The sequence below is a fragment of the Streptomyces flavalbus genome, assembly GCF_042674625.1.
Taxonomy (GTDB): Bacteria; Actinomycetota; Actinomycetes; order Streptomycetales; family Streptomycetaceae; genus Streptomyces; species Streptomyces flavalbus.
On record NZ_JBHTEB010000001.1, the window covers coordinates 6,339,407 to 6,356,294 of the forward strand.

A 16,888-nucleotide genomic window follows, 5' to 3' on the forward strand; every position below is an offset into this window, starting at 1 on the left:
TGAGTAACAAGACGTCGTTAATTGCCCCAAGTGCCGACAATGCGGAGCTGTGGGAGGACCTGTGGAGCAGGGGGTGTGGGGCTCCGTGGGCGCTCAGGGGGTTCGCGGGGAGCACACGCGCGGCGGCGGCGGGGGCGGTGCGGTGCCGGGGGCTCGGGGGGTGGTGCAGCGGGCGTCCGTGCGGGGGCAGGTGCTGGACGCGTTGCGGGCCGCGTTGGTGGCGGGGGAGCTGGAGCCGGGGGAGGTGTACTCGGCGCCGGTGCTGGGGGAGCGGTTCGGGGTGTCGGCGACGCCGGTGCGGGAGGCGATGCAGCAGTTGGCGTTGGAGGGGGCGGTCGAGGTCGTGCCGAACCGGGGGTTCCGGGTGGTGCGGCGGGGGGAGCGGGAGCTGGCGGAGCTCGCGGAGGTGCGGGCGCTGATCGAGGTGCCGGTGGTGTTGCGGCTGGCGCGGTCGGTGCCGGGGGAGCGGTGGGCTGAGCTGCGGCCGTTGGCGGAGGCGACGGTGCGGGCGGCGGGGGCGGGGTGCCGGGCTACGTACGTGGAGGCTGACCGGGCGTTTCATCGGGGGGTGCTGGGGCTGGCGGGGAACGCGGAGCTGGTGCGGATCGCGGAGGATCTGCACCGGCGTGCGCAGTGGCCGCTGGTCCGGGACGTGGCGGGGCTGGTGGCGGATGCGGCGGAGCACGTGGCGTTGCTGGACGCGCTGATCGATCGGGATGTGGATGTGGCGCGGTCGCTGGTGCGGGAGCACTTTCGCGTGCGGTGACGCCTGCGGCGGCCTGCGCGGGTGGTGTGGGTGGCGGGCGTAGCGCTGTCTGCCGGGGGGTGGGGCGGGGCCGCGCCGGGGGGTGTCCGTCCTCGGAACCGCGCGGGCTCTGGGTCGTGGGGTGGACGGCGTCTTGCGCGCGAACCACTGCGGGCGGACACCCCCCGACACGTCCCCTTCCGTAGTACGGCGTCTGCGGCTCGTCGCTGGCTCTCGCCCTAGCTGCGGGCCCACCTGCTCGCTTAGCTGCGGGCAGTCGTGCCGCTGGGGCGGCACGGGTGGGCGCAGCGGCACCCCGTTGCGCCGGGCCGCGCGACCCACCCCCGCGGCAGCGCCCACGCCGGGTGGCCTCTCCGCAGGGGCGAGAACAGTGGGCTACCGCCGGTAGGGTCACGCCGTCGCCGCTGGAGGGGCCAGTTGGGTGGTGAGCCACGTGGGGACGCCGCCGAGGAGGCGGAACAGGCGGCGGGCCTCCTCGCGGAGGCGGGACGCCTCCGGTTCGGGCTCGGTCGCGGCGAGGGAGACCAGGGCGGGGGCCGTACCGACGAGGTAGCCCAGTTCCTCCCGGATGCGCAGGGACTCCGAGAAGCCGTGCCGCGCCTCCGCCAGGTCACCGTCGCGCAGGGCGAGCCCCGCGAGGTGGCGCCAGGTGAAGGAGAGGAGCAGGGCGTCGGGGTGCGCCGTCGCGCCCGCGTGGGCGCGGCGGTAGGCCGCGCGGGCCGCCTGGGGCGCGCCCGTGAGGTTCTCGGCCATGAGGCCGCGCCGGAAGTCGAGGACCGCCCGGCCCGGCGTCCCGGGCGGGATCAGCGCCGCCGCCCTGCCCAGCGCGGCCCGCGCCTCGTCGGCCCGGTCGCGTACGCCGTGCAGCGTGGCGGCGTACGCGAGCTGGCCGCGTTCGCAGGCGGCGGCGCCGCGCTCCTCGTCGGTGTGGGCCAGGGCCTCCGCCGTGCGCAGCGCGTCCTCGGCGTCCTCCCAGCCCTTCTCGGTGTACAGGCAGCGCTCGACGAGGAGTGCCGCCCGTTGCAGTGCCGAGTCCGCGGTGTCCGGGCGGAGCAGGGCTGCCGCGTCGGCCCAGCAGGCCCGCGATCGCAGCCGCCATACCGCGGTCTGGAGGGGATCGTTCTCTGAGGTCGTTCCGGTACCAGACATGGCGGGATGCGCCACGTTGCCCTCCCCGAGCGCGCCATCGAGCTGTTGAGTGGTCGCATTCCAGCACCGATCAGGGCGCCGGGCCAAGGGGGCGGGTGAAAGAATTCACAAAGTGGGGGGAGATTCGGTCGATCAGGTTTCAGCTCATCCGCAGCGCCAGGAAGAAGTCCAGCTTGTCCTCCAGGCGCGACAGGTCACGGCCCGTCAACTGCTCGATCCTGCCCACCCGGTAGCGCAACGTGTTGACGTGCAGGTGGAGCCGGGAGGCGCAGCGCGTCCAGGAGCCGTCGCAGTCGAGGAACGCCTCCAGGGTCGGGATCAGCTCGGCGCGGTGGCGGCCGTCGTACTCGCGCAAGGGGTCCAGGAGACGGGCGGTGAAGGCGCGGCGTACGTCGTCCGGGACGAAGGGCAGGAGGAGGACGTGGGACGCCAGTTCCTGGTGGCCCGCGGCGCAGACCCGGCCGGGGCGGGCCGCGGCCACCCGGCGGGCGTGCCGGGCCTCCTCCAGCGCGCCGCGCAGGCCCTCCGCGGAGTGCACGGGCGCGCTGACGCCGAGGGTGACCCGGCCGTCGTCGTCCAGGCCGGACGTCAGGGGGGCGCGGATCGCCTCCAGGAGGGTGTCGGCGTGGATGCCCTGTTCCGAGCCGTCGTGCTCGGTGGAGACCGCCGGGAGCGGGACCAGGGCGATCGCCTCCTCGCCGGTGTGGGCGACGGCTATCCGGTCGGAGGGTTCCGGGCCGGTGGCGAGGGGGTCGACGAGGACCTCCTCAAGGAGGGACTGCGCCGTCCCGCCCGTCTCCAGGTCGTCGCCCCGCCAGTCGACGCTGGCCACCACCACCTGCCAGTGCGGGGCCGCGCCGGAGCCGGGGAGCAGGACGGGGGCCGCCACCCGCAGGCGGGCGGCGATCTCGGCGGGGGCCGCGCCCGCCTGGACCAGTTCCAGTACCTCCTGGGCGAGGCGGCGGCGGACCGTGCGGGCGGCGTCGCGGCGGTCCCGTTCCACCGCGATGAGCTGCGTGACGCCGTACAGCAGGTCCAGGCGTTCCTCCGGCCAGTCGCCCGCGTCCGCCTCCACGGCGAGCAGCCACTCGGACAGGACCGTCTCCCGGATGTCCAGGGTGCCCTGGGGGGAGCGGCCGGTGCCGCGGATCGGGAAGAGGGAGTAGGTGGACGTGCCGAGGAGGACGCGGTGCGGGGCGCGGCGGCCCGCGCGCGTGGCCGACAGGTGTTCCGCCGCCAGGGCCGCGCACGTCTCGGGCGGGAGCTGGGGGGCGCTGGCCTTCGGGCCCGCGATCAGTCGGCCGGTGGGGGACAGCACCCAGGCGCGCAGGTCCAGGTCGGAGCCGAGCAGGTCCAGGACGACGTCCGGGCCGCCGCCCGCCGGGCCCGCCGTCATCATGCGGCGGTGCCGGTCCACGACGGCCGCCAGGTCGCCCGCCCGCTCGCCGGAGACCTGCCGTACGACGTGCTCGGTGATCGTCGCGAAGGCCACCGACTCGTGCACCGCGAAGAGCGGGAGGCGGTGGCGGGCGCAGGCCACGACCAGGTCGTCGGGGATGTCGCCCAGCTCCGCCTCACCGGCCGCCAGCGCCGCCACGCCCGCCTGCGTCAGGATGCGCACGAAAGGGTCGGAGTCCGCGGCGTCCCGGCGCCAGGCGAGGCCCGTGAGGACCAGTTCGCCGCCGGAGAGGTAGCGGCTGGGGTCGCGCAGGTCCGTCGTCATCACGCCCCGCACGGTGCGGTCCAGCTCGTCCTCGCCGCCGAGCAGCCGCAGCCCCAGCGCATCGGTGTCCAGCAGTGCGCGCAGCCGCATTCTCGTCGCCGCCGTTCTGTGTCTCGAAAAAGTGGGTGGATCGGGGGGTGACGGTGGGGCGCCCTCGGCGTGTCTCACGTTTCCACAGGAAAACGCGGAGGTTTCCAGTCGCCTCCGTTCATACGAATCTACAAGATGCCCGGCCTGGCCAGCCAACTCCTTCATGTTTTCCGTGACTGACCCGTGCGGAGGACGGCGCTGTGTACTGGCACCACTCCGCGTGAACAGCACATGAACGAGCCTCGCCCGCCGCACACGGATTGGCTCAATCCGAATGACCCACGAGACGAAGAAGAGAGCCGGTCATGGACTTCCTTCGCCCCGCCAGTTGGGAGGAGGCGCTCGCCGCGAAGGCCGAGCACCCCACCGCTGTGCCGATTGCGGGTGGCACCGACGTGATGGTCGAGATCAATTTCGATCATCGGCGGCCTGATTTTCTGATGGACCTCAATCGTGTGGGTGATCTTTTTGAGTGGGAGGTGGGGGAGCGGCGGGTGCGGCTCGGGGCCTCCGTGCCCTACAGCCGGATCATGGAGCACCTGCGCGCCGAGCTGCCGGGGCTCGCGCTCGCCTCGCACACCGTGGCCTCCCCGCAGATCCGCAACCGCGGCGGCGTCGGCGGCAACCTCGGCACCGCCTCCCCGGCCGGGGACGCCCACCCCGCCCTCCTCGCCGCCGGTGCCGAGGTCGAGGTCGAGTCGGTGCGCGGCTCGCGCATGATCCCCATCGACCGCTTCTACACCGGCGTGAAGCGCAACGCGCTGGCGCCCGACGAGCTGATCCGCGCCGTGCACATCGACAGGGCGGACGGGCCGCAGCAGTACTCGAAGGTGGGGACCAGGAACGCCATGGTCATCGCCGTCTGCGCCTTCGGGCTCGCCCTGCACCCGGCGAGCCGTCGGGTGCGGACCGGGATCGGGTCCGCCGCCCCCACCCCCGTGCGCGCCCTCGCCGCCGAGGAGTTCCTCAACGCCGCGCTGGAGGAGGGCGGGTTCTGGGAGAACGGGAAGATCATCACGCCGTCCGTCGCCAAGGAGTTCGCGTCCTTGTGCGCCGCCGCCTGCAACCCCATCGACGACGTGCGCGGAACCGCCAGCTACCGCCGTCACGCGGTGGGCGTCATGGCCCGCCGGACCCTGACCTGGACCTGGGAGTCCTACCGCGGCACCGCCCGCGCCACGGAGGGAGTCGCCTGATGCGCGTCAATTTCACGGTCAACGGACGTCCGCAGGAAGCCGACGACGTGTGGGAGGGCGAGTCCCTGCTGTACGTGCTGCGGGAACGGCTCGGGCTGCCCGGGTCCAAGAACGCCTGTGAGCAAGGGGAGTGCGGGTCGTGCACCGTGCGGCTCGACGGGGTTCCCGTGTGCGCGTGCCTGGTGGCCGCCGGGCAGGTCGAGGGGCGGGAGGTCGTCACCGTCGAGGGGCTCGCCGAGTACGCCAGGAAGCGGGACTGCGCCCAGTCCTGCGACGAGAGCGGTGCGGGAGACGAACTCTCCCCGGTCCAGCAGGCGTTCATCGACGCCGGTGCCGTGCAGTGCGGGTTCTGCACGCCGGGGCTGGTCGTCGCCGCCGACGAGATGCTGGAGCGCAACCCCAACCCGTCCGACGCGGACATCCGGGAGGCGCTGTCGGGCAACCTGTGCCGGTGCACCGGCTACGAGAAGATCATGGACGCGGTCCGGCTCGCGGCCGCCCGGCAGGGAGAGGCGGTCTGACCCATGCCGACCAATGGCGCACCCACGAAGATCACCCAGGGCTCGCGGACCAGGGGCGGCATCGGTGAGTCGACGCTCCGCCCGGACGGCACCCTCAAGGTCACCGGCGAGTTCGCGTACTCCTCCGACATGTGGCACGAGGACATGCTCTGGGGGCAGATCCTGCGCTCCACCGTCGCGCACGCCGAGATCCTGTCGATCGACACGAGCGAGGCGCTCGCGCTGCCCGGTGTGTACGCCGTCATGACGTACGACGACCTGCCGAGTGAAGTGAAGCACTACGGGCTGGAGATCCGGGACACGCCCGTGCTCGCGCACGGCAAGGTGCGGCACCACGGGGAGCCCGTCGCCATCGTCGCCGCCGACCATCCCGAGACCGCGCGGCGCGCCGCCGCCAAGATCCGGGTGGAGTACCGGGAGTTGCCCGTCATCACCGACGAGGCTTCCGCCGTCGCGCCGGGTGCCGTGCTGGTGCACGAGGGGCGTGACGATCACCATGCCGGGCACGTGCCGCATCCGAACATCGTGCACCGGCAGCCCATCGTGCGCGGCGATGTCGCCCAGGCCAGGGAGAAGGCCGATGTCGTGGTGCGCGGCGAGTACGTCTTCGGGATGCAGGACCAGGCGTTCCTCGGGCCGGAGTCCGGGCTCGCCGTGCCGGACGAGGACGGGGGCGTGCACCTGTACGTCGCCACGCAGTGGCTGCACAGCGACCTGCGGCAGATCGCCCCGGTGCTCGGGCTGCCCGAGGAGAAGGTGCGGATGACGCTCTCCGGGGTCGGCGGCGCCTTCGGCGGGCGGGAGGACCTTTCGATGCAGATCCACGCCTGTCTGCTGGCGCTGCGGACGGGCAAGCCGGTGAAGATCGTCTACAACCGGTTCGAGTCCTTTTTCGGGCACGTCCACCGCCACCCCGCCAAGCTCACCTACGAGCACGGCGCCACCCGGGACGGCAAGCTCACCCACGTGAAGTGCCGGATCGTGCTGGACGGCGGTGCCTACGCGTCGGCGTCCCCGGCGGTGGTGGGCAACGCCTCGTCGCTCGGCGTCGGGCCGTACGTCGTCGACGACGTGGAGATCGAGGCCATCGCCCTCTACACCAACAATCCGCCCTGCGGGGCCATGCGCGGCTTCGGCGCCGTGCAGGCGTGCTTCGCGTACGAGGCGCAGATGGACAAGGTGGCCAAGCGGCTGGGTATGGACCCGGTGGAGTTCCGGCAGCGCAACGCCATGGAGCAGGGGACCCTCATGCCGACGGGGCAGCGCGTCGACTCCCCGGCGCCGGTCGCCGAACTGCTGCGCCGGGTCAAGGCGATGCCGATGCCGCCGGAGCGGCAGTGGGAGAGCAGCGAGGGCGCCGACGTACGGCAGTTGCCCGGCGGTCTGTCCAACACCACCCACGGGGAAGGCGTCGTGCGCGGCGTCGGGTACGCGGTCGGCATCAAGAACGTCGGCTTCTCCGAGGGGTTCGACGACTACTCGACGGCCCGGGTACGGATGGAGGTCGTCGGCGGTGAGCCCGTCGCCACCGTGCACACCGCCATGGCCGAGGTCGGGCAGGGCGGCGTCACCGTGCACGCCCAGATCGCGCGGACCGAGCTGGGCGTCGCCCAGGTGACCATCCAGCCCGCCGACACCCAGGTCGGCAGCGCCGGTTCGACGTCCGCCTCCCGGCAGACGTACGTCACCGGCGGCGCCGTCAAGAACGCCTGCGAACGCGTGCGGGAGCGGGTGCTGGAGATCGGGCGGCGCAAGTTCGGGTCGTACCACCCCGCCTGGGCCACCGCCGAGCTGCTGCTGGAGGGCGGCAAGGTCGTCACCGACGCGGGCGAGGTGCTCGCCGACCTGGTGGACGTGCTGGGGGAGGACGCCGTCGAGGTCGAGGAGGAGTGGCGGCACCGGCCCACCGAGCCCTTCGACCTGCGCACCGGGCAGGGCAACGGGCACGTGCAGTACTCCTTCGCCGCGCACCGCGCCGTCGTCGAGGTCGACACCGAGCTGGGGCTCGTCAAGGTCATCGAGCTGGCCTGCGCCCAGGACGTCGGCAAGGCGCTCAACCCGCTCTCCGTCATCGGACAGATCCAGGGCGGTACGACGCAGGGGCTGGGCATCGCGGTGATGGAGGAGATCGTCGTCGATCCCGTGACCGCCAAGGTGCGGAATCCCTCGTTCACCGACTATCTGATTCCGACCATCCTCGATACGCCGACCATTCCCGTCGACGTCCTCGAACTCGCCGACGAGCACGCCCCGTACGGGCTGCGCGGCGTCGGTGAGGCGCCCACCCTGTCCTCCACCCCGGCCGTCCTCGCCGCCATCCGCGACGCGACCGGTCTTGAACTGAACCGGACGCCGGTACGTCCCGAGCACCTCACCGGCACGGCGGCGACTTCCTGACGCCGTTCCCCCGGCGCCGGGAGCGGCGCCGGGGCACCGAAGAACGTACGTACCGGGCCGTCCCCCGGGTCGTGCACATCCCAAACCCCTACGAAACTTGGGAGAGGGCACATGGCCCAGCAGTCCCTGGAGCCGACGACCGCCGCGGACGACGCGGGTGCGGGCACCCGCGTCCCCGCCGGACGCTCCTGGCTCGACCGGTACTTCCACATATCCCACCGGGGATCGACCCTCGCGCGTGAGGTGCGCGGCGGCGTCACCACCTTCATGGCGATGGCGTACATCCTCCTGCTCAACCCGCTGATCCTGTCCGGGAAGGACGCGGCCGGGAACACCATGGGGCAGCAGGCCCTGATCACCGCGACCGCGTTCGCCGCCGCGCTCAGCACGCTGCTGATGGGGTTCCTCGGCCGGGTGCCGCTCGCCCTCGCCGCGGGACTGTCCGTCTCCGGCGTGCTCGCCTCGCAGGTCGCGCCCGCGATGACCTGGCCGCAGGCCATGGGCATGTGCGTGATCTACGGCGTGGTCATCATGCTGCTGGTCGTCACCGGCCTGCGCGAGATGATCATGAACGCGATCCCGCTGGCGCTCAAGCACGCCATCACCATGGGCATCGGGCTGTTCGTCGCCCTCATCGGTTTCTACAAGGCCGGGTTCGTGCAGCAGGGGCGGGGCACGCCGGTCACCCTGGGGGCGGGCGGTGAGCTGGCCGGGTGGCCGGTGCTGCTGTTCGCCCTCACGCTGCTCGGCATCTTCATGCTCCAGGCACGCGGCGTTCCCGGCGCCATCCTGATCGGCATCCTCGGCGGCACCGTGCTCGCGGTGGCCCTCAACGCGCTCGGCGTCATCGACCCCGACCAGTGGGCCGGGGGCGCGCCCGAGCTGCACGGCAGCGCGGTCTCCATGCCGGACTTCGGCCTCTTCGGTGCCGTCGAGTTCGGCGGCTGGGGCGAGGTCGGCGCGATGACCGTCGGCATGATCGTGTTCACGCTGGTGCTCGCCGGGTTCTTCGACGCCATGGCGACCATCATCGGCGTCGGCACGGAGGCCGGACTGGCCGACGACAGGGGGCGGATGCCGGGGCTGTCCAGGGCGCTGTTCATCGACGGTGCGGGCGGCGCGATCGGCGGTGTCTCGGGCGCCTCCGGGCAGACCGTGTTCGTGGAGTCCGCGACCGGCGTCGGGGAAGGCGCCCGTACCGGGCTGTCGTCGGTGGTCACCGGGCTGTTCTTCGCCGCCTGTCTCTTCTTCACGCCGGTCACGGCGATCGTGCCCGGCGAGGTCGCCGCGGCGGCGCTGGTCGTCATCGGCGCGCTGATGATGATGAACGCCCGGCACGTGGACTGGGCCGACCGCGCGACCGCGATCCCGGTCTTCCTGACCGTGGTGGTGATGCCGTTCACCTACTCGATCACGGCCGGGGTCGCCGCCGGGGTCATCTCCTATGTGGCGATCAAGGCCGCGCAGGGCAAGGCTCGGGAGATCGGCGCGTTCATGTGGGCGCTGACGGCGGTCTTCGTCGTCTTCTACGCCCTCAACCCGATCGAGGGATGGCTGGGCGTGCGGTAGCCGCGCCCGTCGGGGCACTCGTTCACGTACACCAGTCGCGGTAAGGAGACCGGGAGATGCTGGACATCGCCGAGGAGTTGCACCGGTGGGCCGGGCAGGGACGTGACTTCGCCGTGGCCACCGTGGTCGCGGTCGGGGGCAGCGCCCCGCGCCAGGTCGGCGCCGCCCTCGCGGTGGACGCCGACGGCACGGCGGTCGGCTCGGTCTCCGGCGGCTGTGTGGAGGGCGCGGTCTACGAGCTGTGCCAACAGGCGTTGGCGGATGGTCGTACGGTGCTGGAGCGGTTCGGCTACAGCGACGACGACGCCTTCGCGGTCGGCCTCACCTGCGGCGGCGTCATCGACGTGCTGGTGACGCCGGTGCGGGCCGGGGACGCGGTGCGGGCGGTGGTCGCCGGTGCGGTGGCCGCCGCCGCGGCGGGGGAGACGGCCGCCGTGGCCCGGGTCGTCTCCGGCCCCGCCGAACTGCGCGGGCGGGCCCTGCTGGTGCGGCCCGACGGCTCCTACGACGGTGGCTTCGGCGCCCACCGGGAGCTGGACCGCACGGTCGCCGCCGAGGCCCGCGCCTTCCTGGACGCCGGGCGCACCGGCACCCTGGAGATCGGGGCGGAGGGGTCGCGGTGCGGGGCGCCGCTCACGGTGCTGGTCGAGTCGTCGGTACCGGCGCCCCGCATGATCGTCTTCGGCGCGATCGACTTCGCCGCCGCCCTGGTGAAGGTCGGGGCCTTCCTCGGCTACCGGGTGACGGTGTGCGACGCCCGTCCCGTCTTCGCCACCCCGGCCCGCTTCCCCGACGCCGACGAGGTCGTCGTCGAGTGGCCCCACGAGTACCTCGCCCGCACCCCCGTCGACGCCCGTACCGTGCTGTGTGTCCTCACCCACGACGCCAAGTTCGACGTCCCCCTGCTCCAACTTGCCCTGCGGTTGCCCGTCGCCTACGTCGGCGCCATGGGCTCGCGCCGCACCCACCTGGACCGCGAGGCCCGGCTACGCGAGGTCGGCGTCACCGATCTGGAGCTGACGCGGCTGCGCTCACCGATCGGGCTGGACCTGGGCGCCCGTACGCCGGAGGAGACCGCGCTGTCCATCGCGGCGGAGATCGTCGCCGCGCGGCGGGGCGGCAGCGGGGTGTCGCTGACCGGGGCGCACACGCCGATCCACCATGACGGGCCGTCGGGGGCGGTGGGGCGGATCGGGTCGGTGGCGTAGCGGCCGTGGTCAGAGGTGCGCCGGGGTCGGGCGGGGGTGCGCCGGGGGCAGGAGGTCAGGGGTGTGCCGGGGTCAGCAGGTCGCGGCGTGCGGCGGCCACCGCGTCCAGCAGGTCGTCCAGCGCGCTGACGAGGTCGCGGAGCACCGGACCGCTGCGGAACGTCTCCCCGCGCGCCAGCATCGCCTCCGTGACCTGCGCCTCCATGGCCACCACGCGCAGCGCGTCCCGCACGGGGCGGACGTCCAGCGCGTGGTAGTTGGCGGCCGACGCGGCGCGTAGCTCGGTGCGGAACGTGAGCGCGTGCAGCCGGATGGCCATCGCCGACTCCAGCGGGATCAGCGCCGGGTCCGCCGCCGTCAACTGGCGCATGGGGGTCTCGTAGGTCTGCTCGATCTTCTGGAGCAGACCCAGCAGCGGGTCGGGGTCGCCCGCTGGCCGGTCCGGCGGGGGCGGTGCGGTGGCCGGGGCCACGGGAGCGGCGGGTGCCACCGGCACCGGCTCCACCGCCGGGTCCAAAGCCACCAGTGGGGCGTCGTGCGGGCGCCGTACCCCCATCTCGTCCAGGTACGCCCCGCACGCCTCCGCCGCCAACTGGAAGAACCACCAGCGGTCGCGGTCCGAGTAGCCCTTGCGGCCGAGGAACATCAGCGCGCACCCCTGGACGGCCAGGTACCACTGGCGCCGCCAGTCCCGCTGGATGCGGTGCCGGACTCCCCAGTCGAGCCAGGCCGCGTGGACCGTCGCCACCAGCGCCGCCAGTCCCTGGGGGACCAGCGTGCCGTCGCAGGGGGCGCGCAGGAGGCCGGGGATCAGCTCGGCGCGGGCCTCGTCGTCCAGGTGCGGCAGGTAGCCCGCGACCAGGCAGAGCAGCAGGTGCGCCGGGTCGCGGGCCAGCAGCGCGTCGGGGGCGAAGCGGGACAGGTCGATCAGGACGAAGTCGTCGTCCCCGGCGGCCGGTTGCCTCGGCACCATGATGTTGCCGGGGTGCAGGTCCCCGTGCGCCCGGCCGCGCTGGGGGACGTCGAGCTGGTACCGGGCCAGGTCGGAGCCCGCGCCCAGGTTGAGCGGGTTGGGCACCGGGCGGTCGCCGCCGGGCAGGGAGACCCACGGGGGTTCCGCGGGGCGGGCGAGGAGGCGGCCCCTGACCCAGCCGAGCAGCGGGCCCTCGGGGTCGAGACGCCGGTCGAGGATGTCCGCGACGAACTCCGCCGCCGTCCGCTCCACCACCTGCGGGTCCTCCGGGTTCCAGCCCGCCAGCACCCCGGCGACGATCCGCGCGGCCAGGTGCGGCAGCCTGCGCCGGTCCACGCCCGCCAGCGTCACAGCGTCCTCGTCACCGGCGGGGAGCTGGAACATCACCCAGGTGCCGTCCACCTTGTGCGGCTCCGGACCGAGGCCCACCAGATGCTGGTCGACGAAGTCCTTGTTGCCCTCGGTGCGCGCGATCAGCGCCGCCTTGTGCTGGCCCGGCTCCCCGACCGTCTCCTCCGACGGGCCGAGCACCTTGATGATCATCCGGCCGCCCTGCCGCCCGGGGTCCAGCTCCCGCACGTACGCCGACACCAGCACGCCGCCGCTGCCGCCCGCGTCGATCTCGGTGACCGCGCTCAGCTCCCGGTGCGTCTGCCGCGTCCAGTCGGCGAGCAGCTCTGTGACGGTCTCGGCGGCGGAGACGCGCGGGGCGCGGTCGGCGGGGCGGTCCATGGGTTCAGTATGCGGGGCCCGCGCGCGGCTCCCCGTCCCGCGCCCGCGTCACAATGACCGTGCCGGACAAGGGGGATCACCACATGCAAGCTCGCGTACGCCGTCACCGTCCACGCCGTCCCAGGGTGCTCAGCGGCACGGTCGACGCCGCCGCCCTGCGCGCCGCGATCACCGACGCGGCGGACTCCGGTGCCGCGGCCGTCGCCCACGACGGTCTGCGCGTCACCGGCCGACTCGACCTCGCGCACTGCCGGTTGGAGGTGCCGCTCGCGCTGACGGGGTGTGAGTTCGACTCCCCGGTGGAGCTGACGGGGCTCACGGGGGTGGCGGTCGACCTCTCCGGGTCCCGGCTGCCCGCCCTGCACGCCGACCAGCTCGCCCTGGACGGCGAACTGCGCCTGACCGGGGCGCGGTTGGGCGACGGCGACCCCACCCCGCACCCGCTGACCGAGCCCGTCGGCGCCGCCGGGGCGCGGGCGCCGCGCCGGTTGCGGGAGGGCGCCGCCAGCGGGGTGCTGCGGCTCGCCGACGCCCGGATCGGCGGCAACCTGCTGCTGGAGGAGGCGACCGTCACCGGCGGCGGCGCCTGGTCGCTGCTCGCGCCCCGGCTCTCCGTCGGCGGCTCGGTGCACGCCCGCGAGCTGACCACGTCCGGCGCGCTGTACGTGCGCGACGCCCGCGTCACCTACGCCGTCAACCTGCACGCCGCCGACGTCGGCGGCGTCGACGCCACCGGCCTGGTGTGCGGCGGCGGCTTCTACGCCGACTGGGGCTTCCGCAGCGCCGGGCAGGTGCTGCTGCGGTCGGCCGACGTCGGCGGCGTGGTCACCTTCCACGACAGCGTCCTCGCCGCCCCGGCGGGCGCGCTGCTGCTCAGCCGGATACGCGTCCCCCGCCTCCGCGTCGACCTGCGCCAGCCCCCGCACGGGCAGGTCGTCCTCCAGGACGCCACCGTCGACGTCCTCGTCGACTCCGACGACACCTGGGCCGCGCCCGGCGCGCTCCACCTGGAGGGCCTCACCTACCAGCGGCTGGAGAGCGCCCGCCCGGTCGGCGTACGGGCCCGGCTCGGCTGGCTGACCCGGGACCCGCACGCGGGCGCCGGTACCTTCGAGCAACTGGCCAGGTCGTACGAGGCCGCCGGGGACGACCGCGCCGCCCGCACCGTACGGCACGCCCGCGAACGCCACCTGCGGCGCCGGGACAGTCTGACCGGGCGGGTGTGGGGCGCCGTCCAGGACGCGCTGTTCGGGTACGGCTACGTGCCGCGCCGGGCGCTGGTGTGGCTGGTGTCGCTCGCCGCGGCGGGCTCGGTGTGGTTCGCCCGGCACCCGCCCCGCGCGGCGGGCGGCAAGCCCGCGCTGGCCTGGGACCCCGTCCTGTACAGCCTGGACCTGCTGATCCCCGTCGCCAGCCTCGGCCACCGCGCGGCCTGGGACCCGGTCGGCGCCGACAAGGCCGTCGCCGTCTTCCTGACCGTCTCCGGCTGGGTACTGGCCACCGCGGTGATCGCGGGCGCGCGGCGGGTGCTGGCGCGGGGGTGAGCGGTACGCTCGTCCGCGTGTGCCCGGGCGTGAACGCGGGGCGCGGCAGGGGGTGTTGGTGACGGACGGGGTCAGAGGTACTCCATGACACACGAGGACTACTGGGTCGTCCTCTCCCAGGGCGACCAGGTGCTCGGCGGCGGGTTCTTCGTGACCCGGTCCTACGTCCTGACCTCCGCCGCCCGCCTGCGCGGGCTGGGGTGCGGGGCCCCGGTCGACGTGCGGACGGCCGAGGGCGTGCTGCTGCGCGCCGGGGTGGCCGAGGTGGCCGACGACGTCGGGCTCGCGCTGATCGGCGTACTGCCGGATCCGCGGGTGGACTACGCCACCCCGGGCGCCGACCGCGCCGTCAAGGGCGACCCCTGGCACGCGCCCTTCCGGCCGGACATCACCGCGCGCTTCCTGAGCGGCACCGTGGACGGGGTCGTCCACGACCGGCGCGACGGTGACGGCCGTGCCGTGAGCGTCGTCGAACTCGCCAGCGCCGGGCCCGCCGTGGAGTACGGCGACTACGCGGGCGGTCCCGTCGAACGGCGCACGACGGGGGCCGAACCGGCGGTCGTGGGCGTCGTCCTCGACCCCGAACGCGCCGTGCGGCTGCGGGAGGGCGCGGAGGAGCCGCTGGCGGCGTGCGCGATCGACAGCGCGGTCGGGCTGTTCGAGACGCTGTCGGCTCAGAGCCTGCTGGGGATGCTCGGGGCGCTGCCCCAGGAGGCCGAGGCCGAACGCGTGCCGACAGTGCCGCCGCCGGTCGCGGTGGACCACTCCCTCGGCACGACCCGCCATGTGCTGCGGGAGTTCAAGGACATGGCCGACGAGGGCCTGGTCGACCCGGCGTTCGTGTCGCCGATGCAGATCCGGCTGATGGAGTGGGTGGTGCGGACCGCGCAGGGGGAGGAGGCGTCGTGATCGACTCGTTCTCCGCCGCGGTGGCGTCCGCGGAGGAGGCACTGCGGGACCCGGGCGGGCTGCGCTTCACTTACCTGCCCAGTCTGGTGGCGTTCGTGGACGCGGTGCGGGCCGAGGAGTCCCCGGCCGACTGGGGGCCGGACGAGGTCATGGCGGGGGTGCGGCTGTGTCGGCGCCTGCTTGAGCTGGGGCTGCGGGGCGAGGCCGGGCGGTTGTTCGATGAGCTGCGTGGGTATCTCGCCCGCTCGCTGATCACCTCGCCCGCCGATGTCGCCGGGCCCGCCAACGCCCTCGCGGCGGTCGGGGCGGCACTGGGGCGGCTGACGGACGCGAGGGCACTCCTGCACGCCGTCGTCCAGGCAGGAGAGGCCGAGGACGGGCTTCTCCTGACCACGTTGGCCAACCTCGCCGTGCTGGAGCTGGGCCGAGGCGAACCGGCGTGGGCGAGCCGCCATGTCCGCAGCGCCCGGCGGTTGTTGTCGGAGGACAACCCCGCCGAGCTACGGGAGATTCACCGGGTGCTCGCCACCGTCAACCTGCGGCTCGCCAGGGCGACCGGACGGCGCGGCGAGGCGCGGCTGTACACCGGACTCGCCTACGTCGTCCGGAAGATGATCCAGGAGCGGGGCGGCGACAGCCCCGAGGCGTTCCTCGCCGTCGCGCACCTCGCCGTCGCCCGCGCCGAGGGTGCCGTCCTGAGTGGCGACCAGGACACGCTGGAGTCGGCCCTGACGGCCCTGGAGGTCGCCGTGCAGCGACTGGCCGCCCTGCTCGGCGCCGACCACCCCAAGGTGCTCGTCGTGCGGGCCGATCTGGCCGCCGTCCAGGTGGAAGCGGCGCGGGCCGCCCGGTCGGCGGCGCGGCTGGAGCGGGCGGTGGGGGCGCTGCGGTCGGTGGTCGAGCGGTTGGAGACCCGGCTCGGGCCCGCCCATCCCCGGTCCGTCGCCGCCCTCGCCAACCTGGTCACCGCGCAGGTGGAGTCGGTGGTCGCCGCCCAGGAGCCGGGCAAGGCGGAACGCACCGCCGAGTCGCTGGCCCGGCAGGCGGCACGCTCGGGGCGGGTGCTCGGTGAGGGGCATCCGGTGACCCGTCTCGTCCGCGCCTCCTCGGCCACCTGCCGCCGGATGGCCACGGGCGAGGACGACGGCACCGGCGCTGGTTCCACGATGCTGCTGACCCTGCGGGAGTCGCCGGGGGAGTGGGAGACGGACAGCGGCGCCTACCGCGCGTTCGAGGAGGGGATGCGGGAGCTGGGCGGGTTCCCCCCGCTGAGTGAGGCCGACCTCGGGATCGTGCAGCCCCGGGGACCACGGCCCCTGACGGCGCGGCAGGTCATGACGGCCTACGCCAGCCCGGAGTTCCCCACCGCCCTCTACCACCCCGACGACCCGACCCGGAAGCGCGCCGGGTTCGTACTGGATCTGGCCCGCATCAATCAGAGGGTCAACCCCGATACCCTGAGCGTCGGTTGGAGACTGGTCACCCGCCTCCCCGGCGCCCACAAGTCCTACTGACCCCACGTCACGGCATCCCCAGCAACCGTTCCACCGCCCGCCCGAACACCACCCGCGAGGCCCCCCGCAGCAGTGGGTCCGCGACCCGTGGCAGGAACCGTACGCCGATCTCCTCCCGCCACACGACCCGCGAGCCGCTGCCCGGACCCGGCCGCACCTCGATCTCCGCCCAGCCGCGCACCACCCGCCCCCGCTTCTCCAACCGGCAGCGCCCCGCCGCCGTACCGTCCGTCGGGGGCCGCCACTCCACGACCTCCATGCGGTCGTCGAAGGCGAGCGGGCCCACGCCCGAGCGGGCCACGAGGACCGTGCCCTCGCGGGTGGGCGGCGCGGTCTCGACCGTGACGCGGGTCAGGGGGACGACGGCGCCGTGCCGGGGCCAGTCGGTCAGGCGACGCCAGGACTCCGGCGAAGGAAGCGGTGCCGTGCGTTCCAGGAGGAAGGTGACCACGACCGGATCCTAGACGGCCGGGACGGGCACGATTCGCTTCTCGGTGCATACGTATTCAGAACGGTTTGTTCCGCTGCTAAGTTCTCCGGCGGGGTACTCGCGGCGGCGACGAACGATCGCCTGAGAGTGAGGAGCCGCCCGTGGAC

The 16,888-nt window shown here is 73.9% G+C and carries 13 protein-coding genes; 9 read left to right on the forward strand and 4 right to left on the reverse strand.

The genetic code is table 11. The annotated features are described in order from the left end of the window. Positions 1–49: 49 nt before the first annotated feature. Positions 50–766 carry a GntR family transcriptional regulator gene (locus ACFQZ6_RS28390; protein WP_381614429.1) on the forward strand — a complete coding sequence of 239 codons (717 nt, stop codon included), beginning with the start codon at positions 50–52 and terminating at the stop codon, positions 764–766. Positions 767–1,156: 390 nt separating this feature from the next. Here the strand turns inward: ACFQZ6_RS28390 and ACFQZ6_RS28395 are convergent, their stop codons facing one another. After that, on the reverse strand, positions 1,157–1,915 hold the full coding sequence (locus ACFQZ6_RS28395; protein WP_381614432.1) for a hypothetical protein: 759 nt from the start codon (positions 1,913–1,915) through the stop codon (positions 1,157–1,159). A gap of 139 nt (positions 1,916–2,054) precedes the next feature. Beyond that, positions 2,055–3,728: a PucR family transcriptional regulator gene (locus ACFQZ6_RS28400; protein ID WP_381614435.1), complete on the reverse strand. Its 1,674-nt coding sequence runs from the start codon at positions 3,726–3,728 to the stop codon at positions 2,055–2,057. 305 nt (positions 3,729–4,033) lie between these two features. Here ACFQZ6_RS28400 and ACFQZ6_RS28405 point away from each other — a divergent pair, with 305 nt between their 5' ends. The 5 genes from ACFQZ6_RS28405 to ACFQZ6_RS28425 all read left to right on the forward strand — a co-directional run bounded on the left by ACFQZ6_RS28405 (position 4,034) and on the right by ACFQZ6_RS28425 (position 10,619). After that, positions 4,034–4,924 (forward strand): FAD binding domain-containing protein, encoded by an 891-nt coding sequence (locus tag ACFQZ6_RS28405; protein WP_381614438.1) that lies wholly within the window; start codon positions 4,034–4,036, stop codon positions 4,922–4,924. Beyond that, complete coding sequence (locus tag ACFQZ6_RS28410; RefSeq protein ID WP_381614441.1) at positions 4,924–5,445, forward strand: (2Fe-2S)-binding protein; 522 nt, start codon at positions 4,924–4,926, stop codon at positions 5,443–5,445. Before ACFQZ6_RS28405 ends, ACFQZ6_RS28410 begins: the two co-directional genes overlap by 1 nt. Positions 5,446–5,448: 3 nt before the next feature. Next, complete coding sequence (locus ACFQZ6_RS28415) at positions 5,449–7,842, forward strand: xanthine dehydrogenase family protein molybdopterin-binding subunit (RefSeq protein WP_381614444.1); 2,394 nt, start codon at positions 5,449–5,451, stop codon at positions 7,840–7,842. 111 nt (positions 7,843–7,953) lie between these two features. Further along, positions 7,954–9,411 (forward strand): NCS2 family permease, encoded by a 1,458-nt coding sequence (locus ACFQZ6_RS28420; protein ID WP_381614447.1) that lies wholly within the window; start codon positions 7,954–7,956, stop codon positions 9,409–9,411. Positions 9,412–9,467: 56 nt separating this feature from the next. Then, positions 9,468–10,619, forward strand: coding sequence for an XdhC family protein (locus ACFQZ6_RS28425; RefSeq protein ID WP_381614450.1), 1,152 nt, complete (start codon positions 9,468–9,470; stop codon positions 10,617–10,619). A gap of 55 nt (positions 10,620–10,674) precedes the next feature. Here ACFQZ6_RS28425 and ACFQZ6_RS28430 read toward each other — a convergent pair whose 3' ends face one another. Beyond that, entirely contained in the window at positions 10,675–12,324 is a 1,650-nt protein-coding gene (locus ACFQZ6_RS28430) for a hypothetical protein (protein ID WP_381614453.1), read from the reverse strand. Between the two features lie 125 nt (positions 12,325–12,449). On the opposite strand from ACFQZ6_RS28430, the gene ACFQZ6_RS28435 reads away from it, so the two are divergent. The 3 genes from ACFQZ6_RS28435 to ACFQZ6_RS28445 all read left to right on the forward strand — a co-directional run bounded on the left by ACFQZ6_RS28435 (position 12,450) and on the right by ACFQZ6_RS28445 (position 16,291). Next, on the forward strand, positions 12,450–13,868 hold the full coding sequence (locus ACFQZ6_RS28435) for a hypothetical protein (protein WP_381614456.1): 1,419 nt from the start codon (positions 12,450–12,452) through the stop codon (positions 13,866–13,868). Positions 13,869–13,952: 84 nt separating this feature from the next. Continuing rightward, the gene (locus ACFQZ6_RS28440) at positions 13,953–14,777 is read left to right on the forward strand and encodes a hypothetical protein (RefSeq protein WP_381614458.1); all 825 of its coding nucleotides are present in this window, start codon (positions 13,953–13,955) and stop codon (positions 14,775–14,777) included. Continuing rightward, positions 14,774–16,291 (forward strand): hypothetical protein, encoded by a 1,518-nt coding sequence (locus ACFQZ6_RS28445; protein ID WP_381614461.1) that lies wholly within the window; start codon positions 14,774–14,776, stop codon positions 16,289–16,291. Before ACFQZ6_RS28440 ends, ACFQZ6_RS28445 begins: the two co-directional genes overlap by 4 nt. A 7-nt stretch (positions 16,292–16,298) precedes the next feature. Here the strand turns inward: ACFQZ6_RS28445 and ACFQZ6_RS28450 are convergent, their stop codons facing one another. Further along, entirely contained in the window at positions 16,299–16,742 is a 444-nt protein-coding gene (locus tag ACFQZ6_RS28450; protein WP_381614464.1) for an SRPBCC family protein, read from the reverse strand. Between the last annotated feature and the right edge of the window lie 146 nt (positions 16,743–16,888).

Coding starts and splice junctions, on each gene's coding strand:
- ACFQZ6_RS28395 (WP_381614432.1), bottom strand. CDS start 1,915: ATGTCTGGTACCGGAACGACCTCAGAGAACGATCCCCTCCAGACCGCG.
- ACFQZ6_RS28430 (WP_381614453.1), bottom strand. CDS start 12,324: ATGGACCGCCCCGCCGACCGCGCCCCGCGCGTCTCCGCCGCCGAGACC.
- ACFQZ6_RS28400 (WP_381614435.1), bottom strand. CDS start 3,728: ATGCGGCTGCGCGCACTGCTGGACACCGATGCGCTGGGGCTGCGGCTG.
- ACFQZ6_RS28405 (WP_381614438.1), top strand. CDS start 4,034: ATGGACTTCCTTCGCCCCGCCAGTTGGGAGGAGGCGCTCGCCGCGAAG.
- ACFQZ6_RS28440 (WP_381614458.1), top strand. CDS start 13,953: ATGACACACGAGGACTACTGGGTCGTCCTCTCCCAGGGCGACCAGGTG.
- ACFQZ6_RS28415 (WP_381614444.1), top strand. CDS start 5,449: ATGCCGACCAATGGCGCACCCACGAAGATCACCCAGGGCTCGCGGACC.
- ACFQZ6_RS28425 (WP_381614450.1), top strand. CDS start 9,468: ATGCTGGACATCGCCGAGGAGTTGCACCGGTGGGCCGGGCAGGGACGT.
- ACFQZ6_RS28410 (WP_381614441.1), top strand. CDS start 4,924: ATGCGCGTCAATTTCACGGTCAACGGACGTCCGCAGGAAGCCGACGAC.
- ACFQZ6_RS28420 (WP_381614447.1), top strand. CDS start 7,954: ATGGCCCAGCAGTCCCTGGAGCCGACGACCGCCGCGGACGACGCGGGT.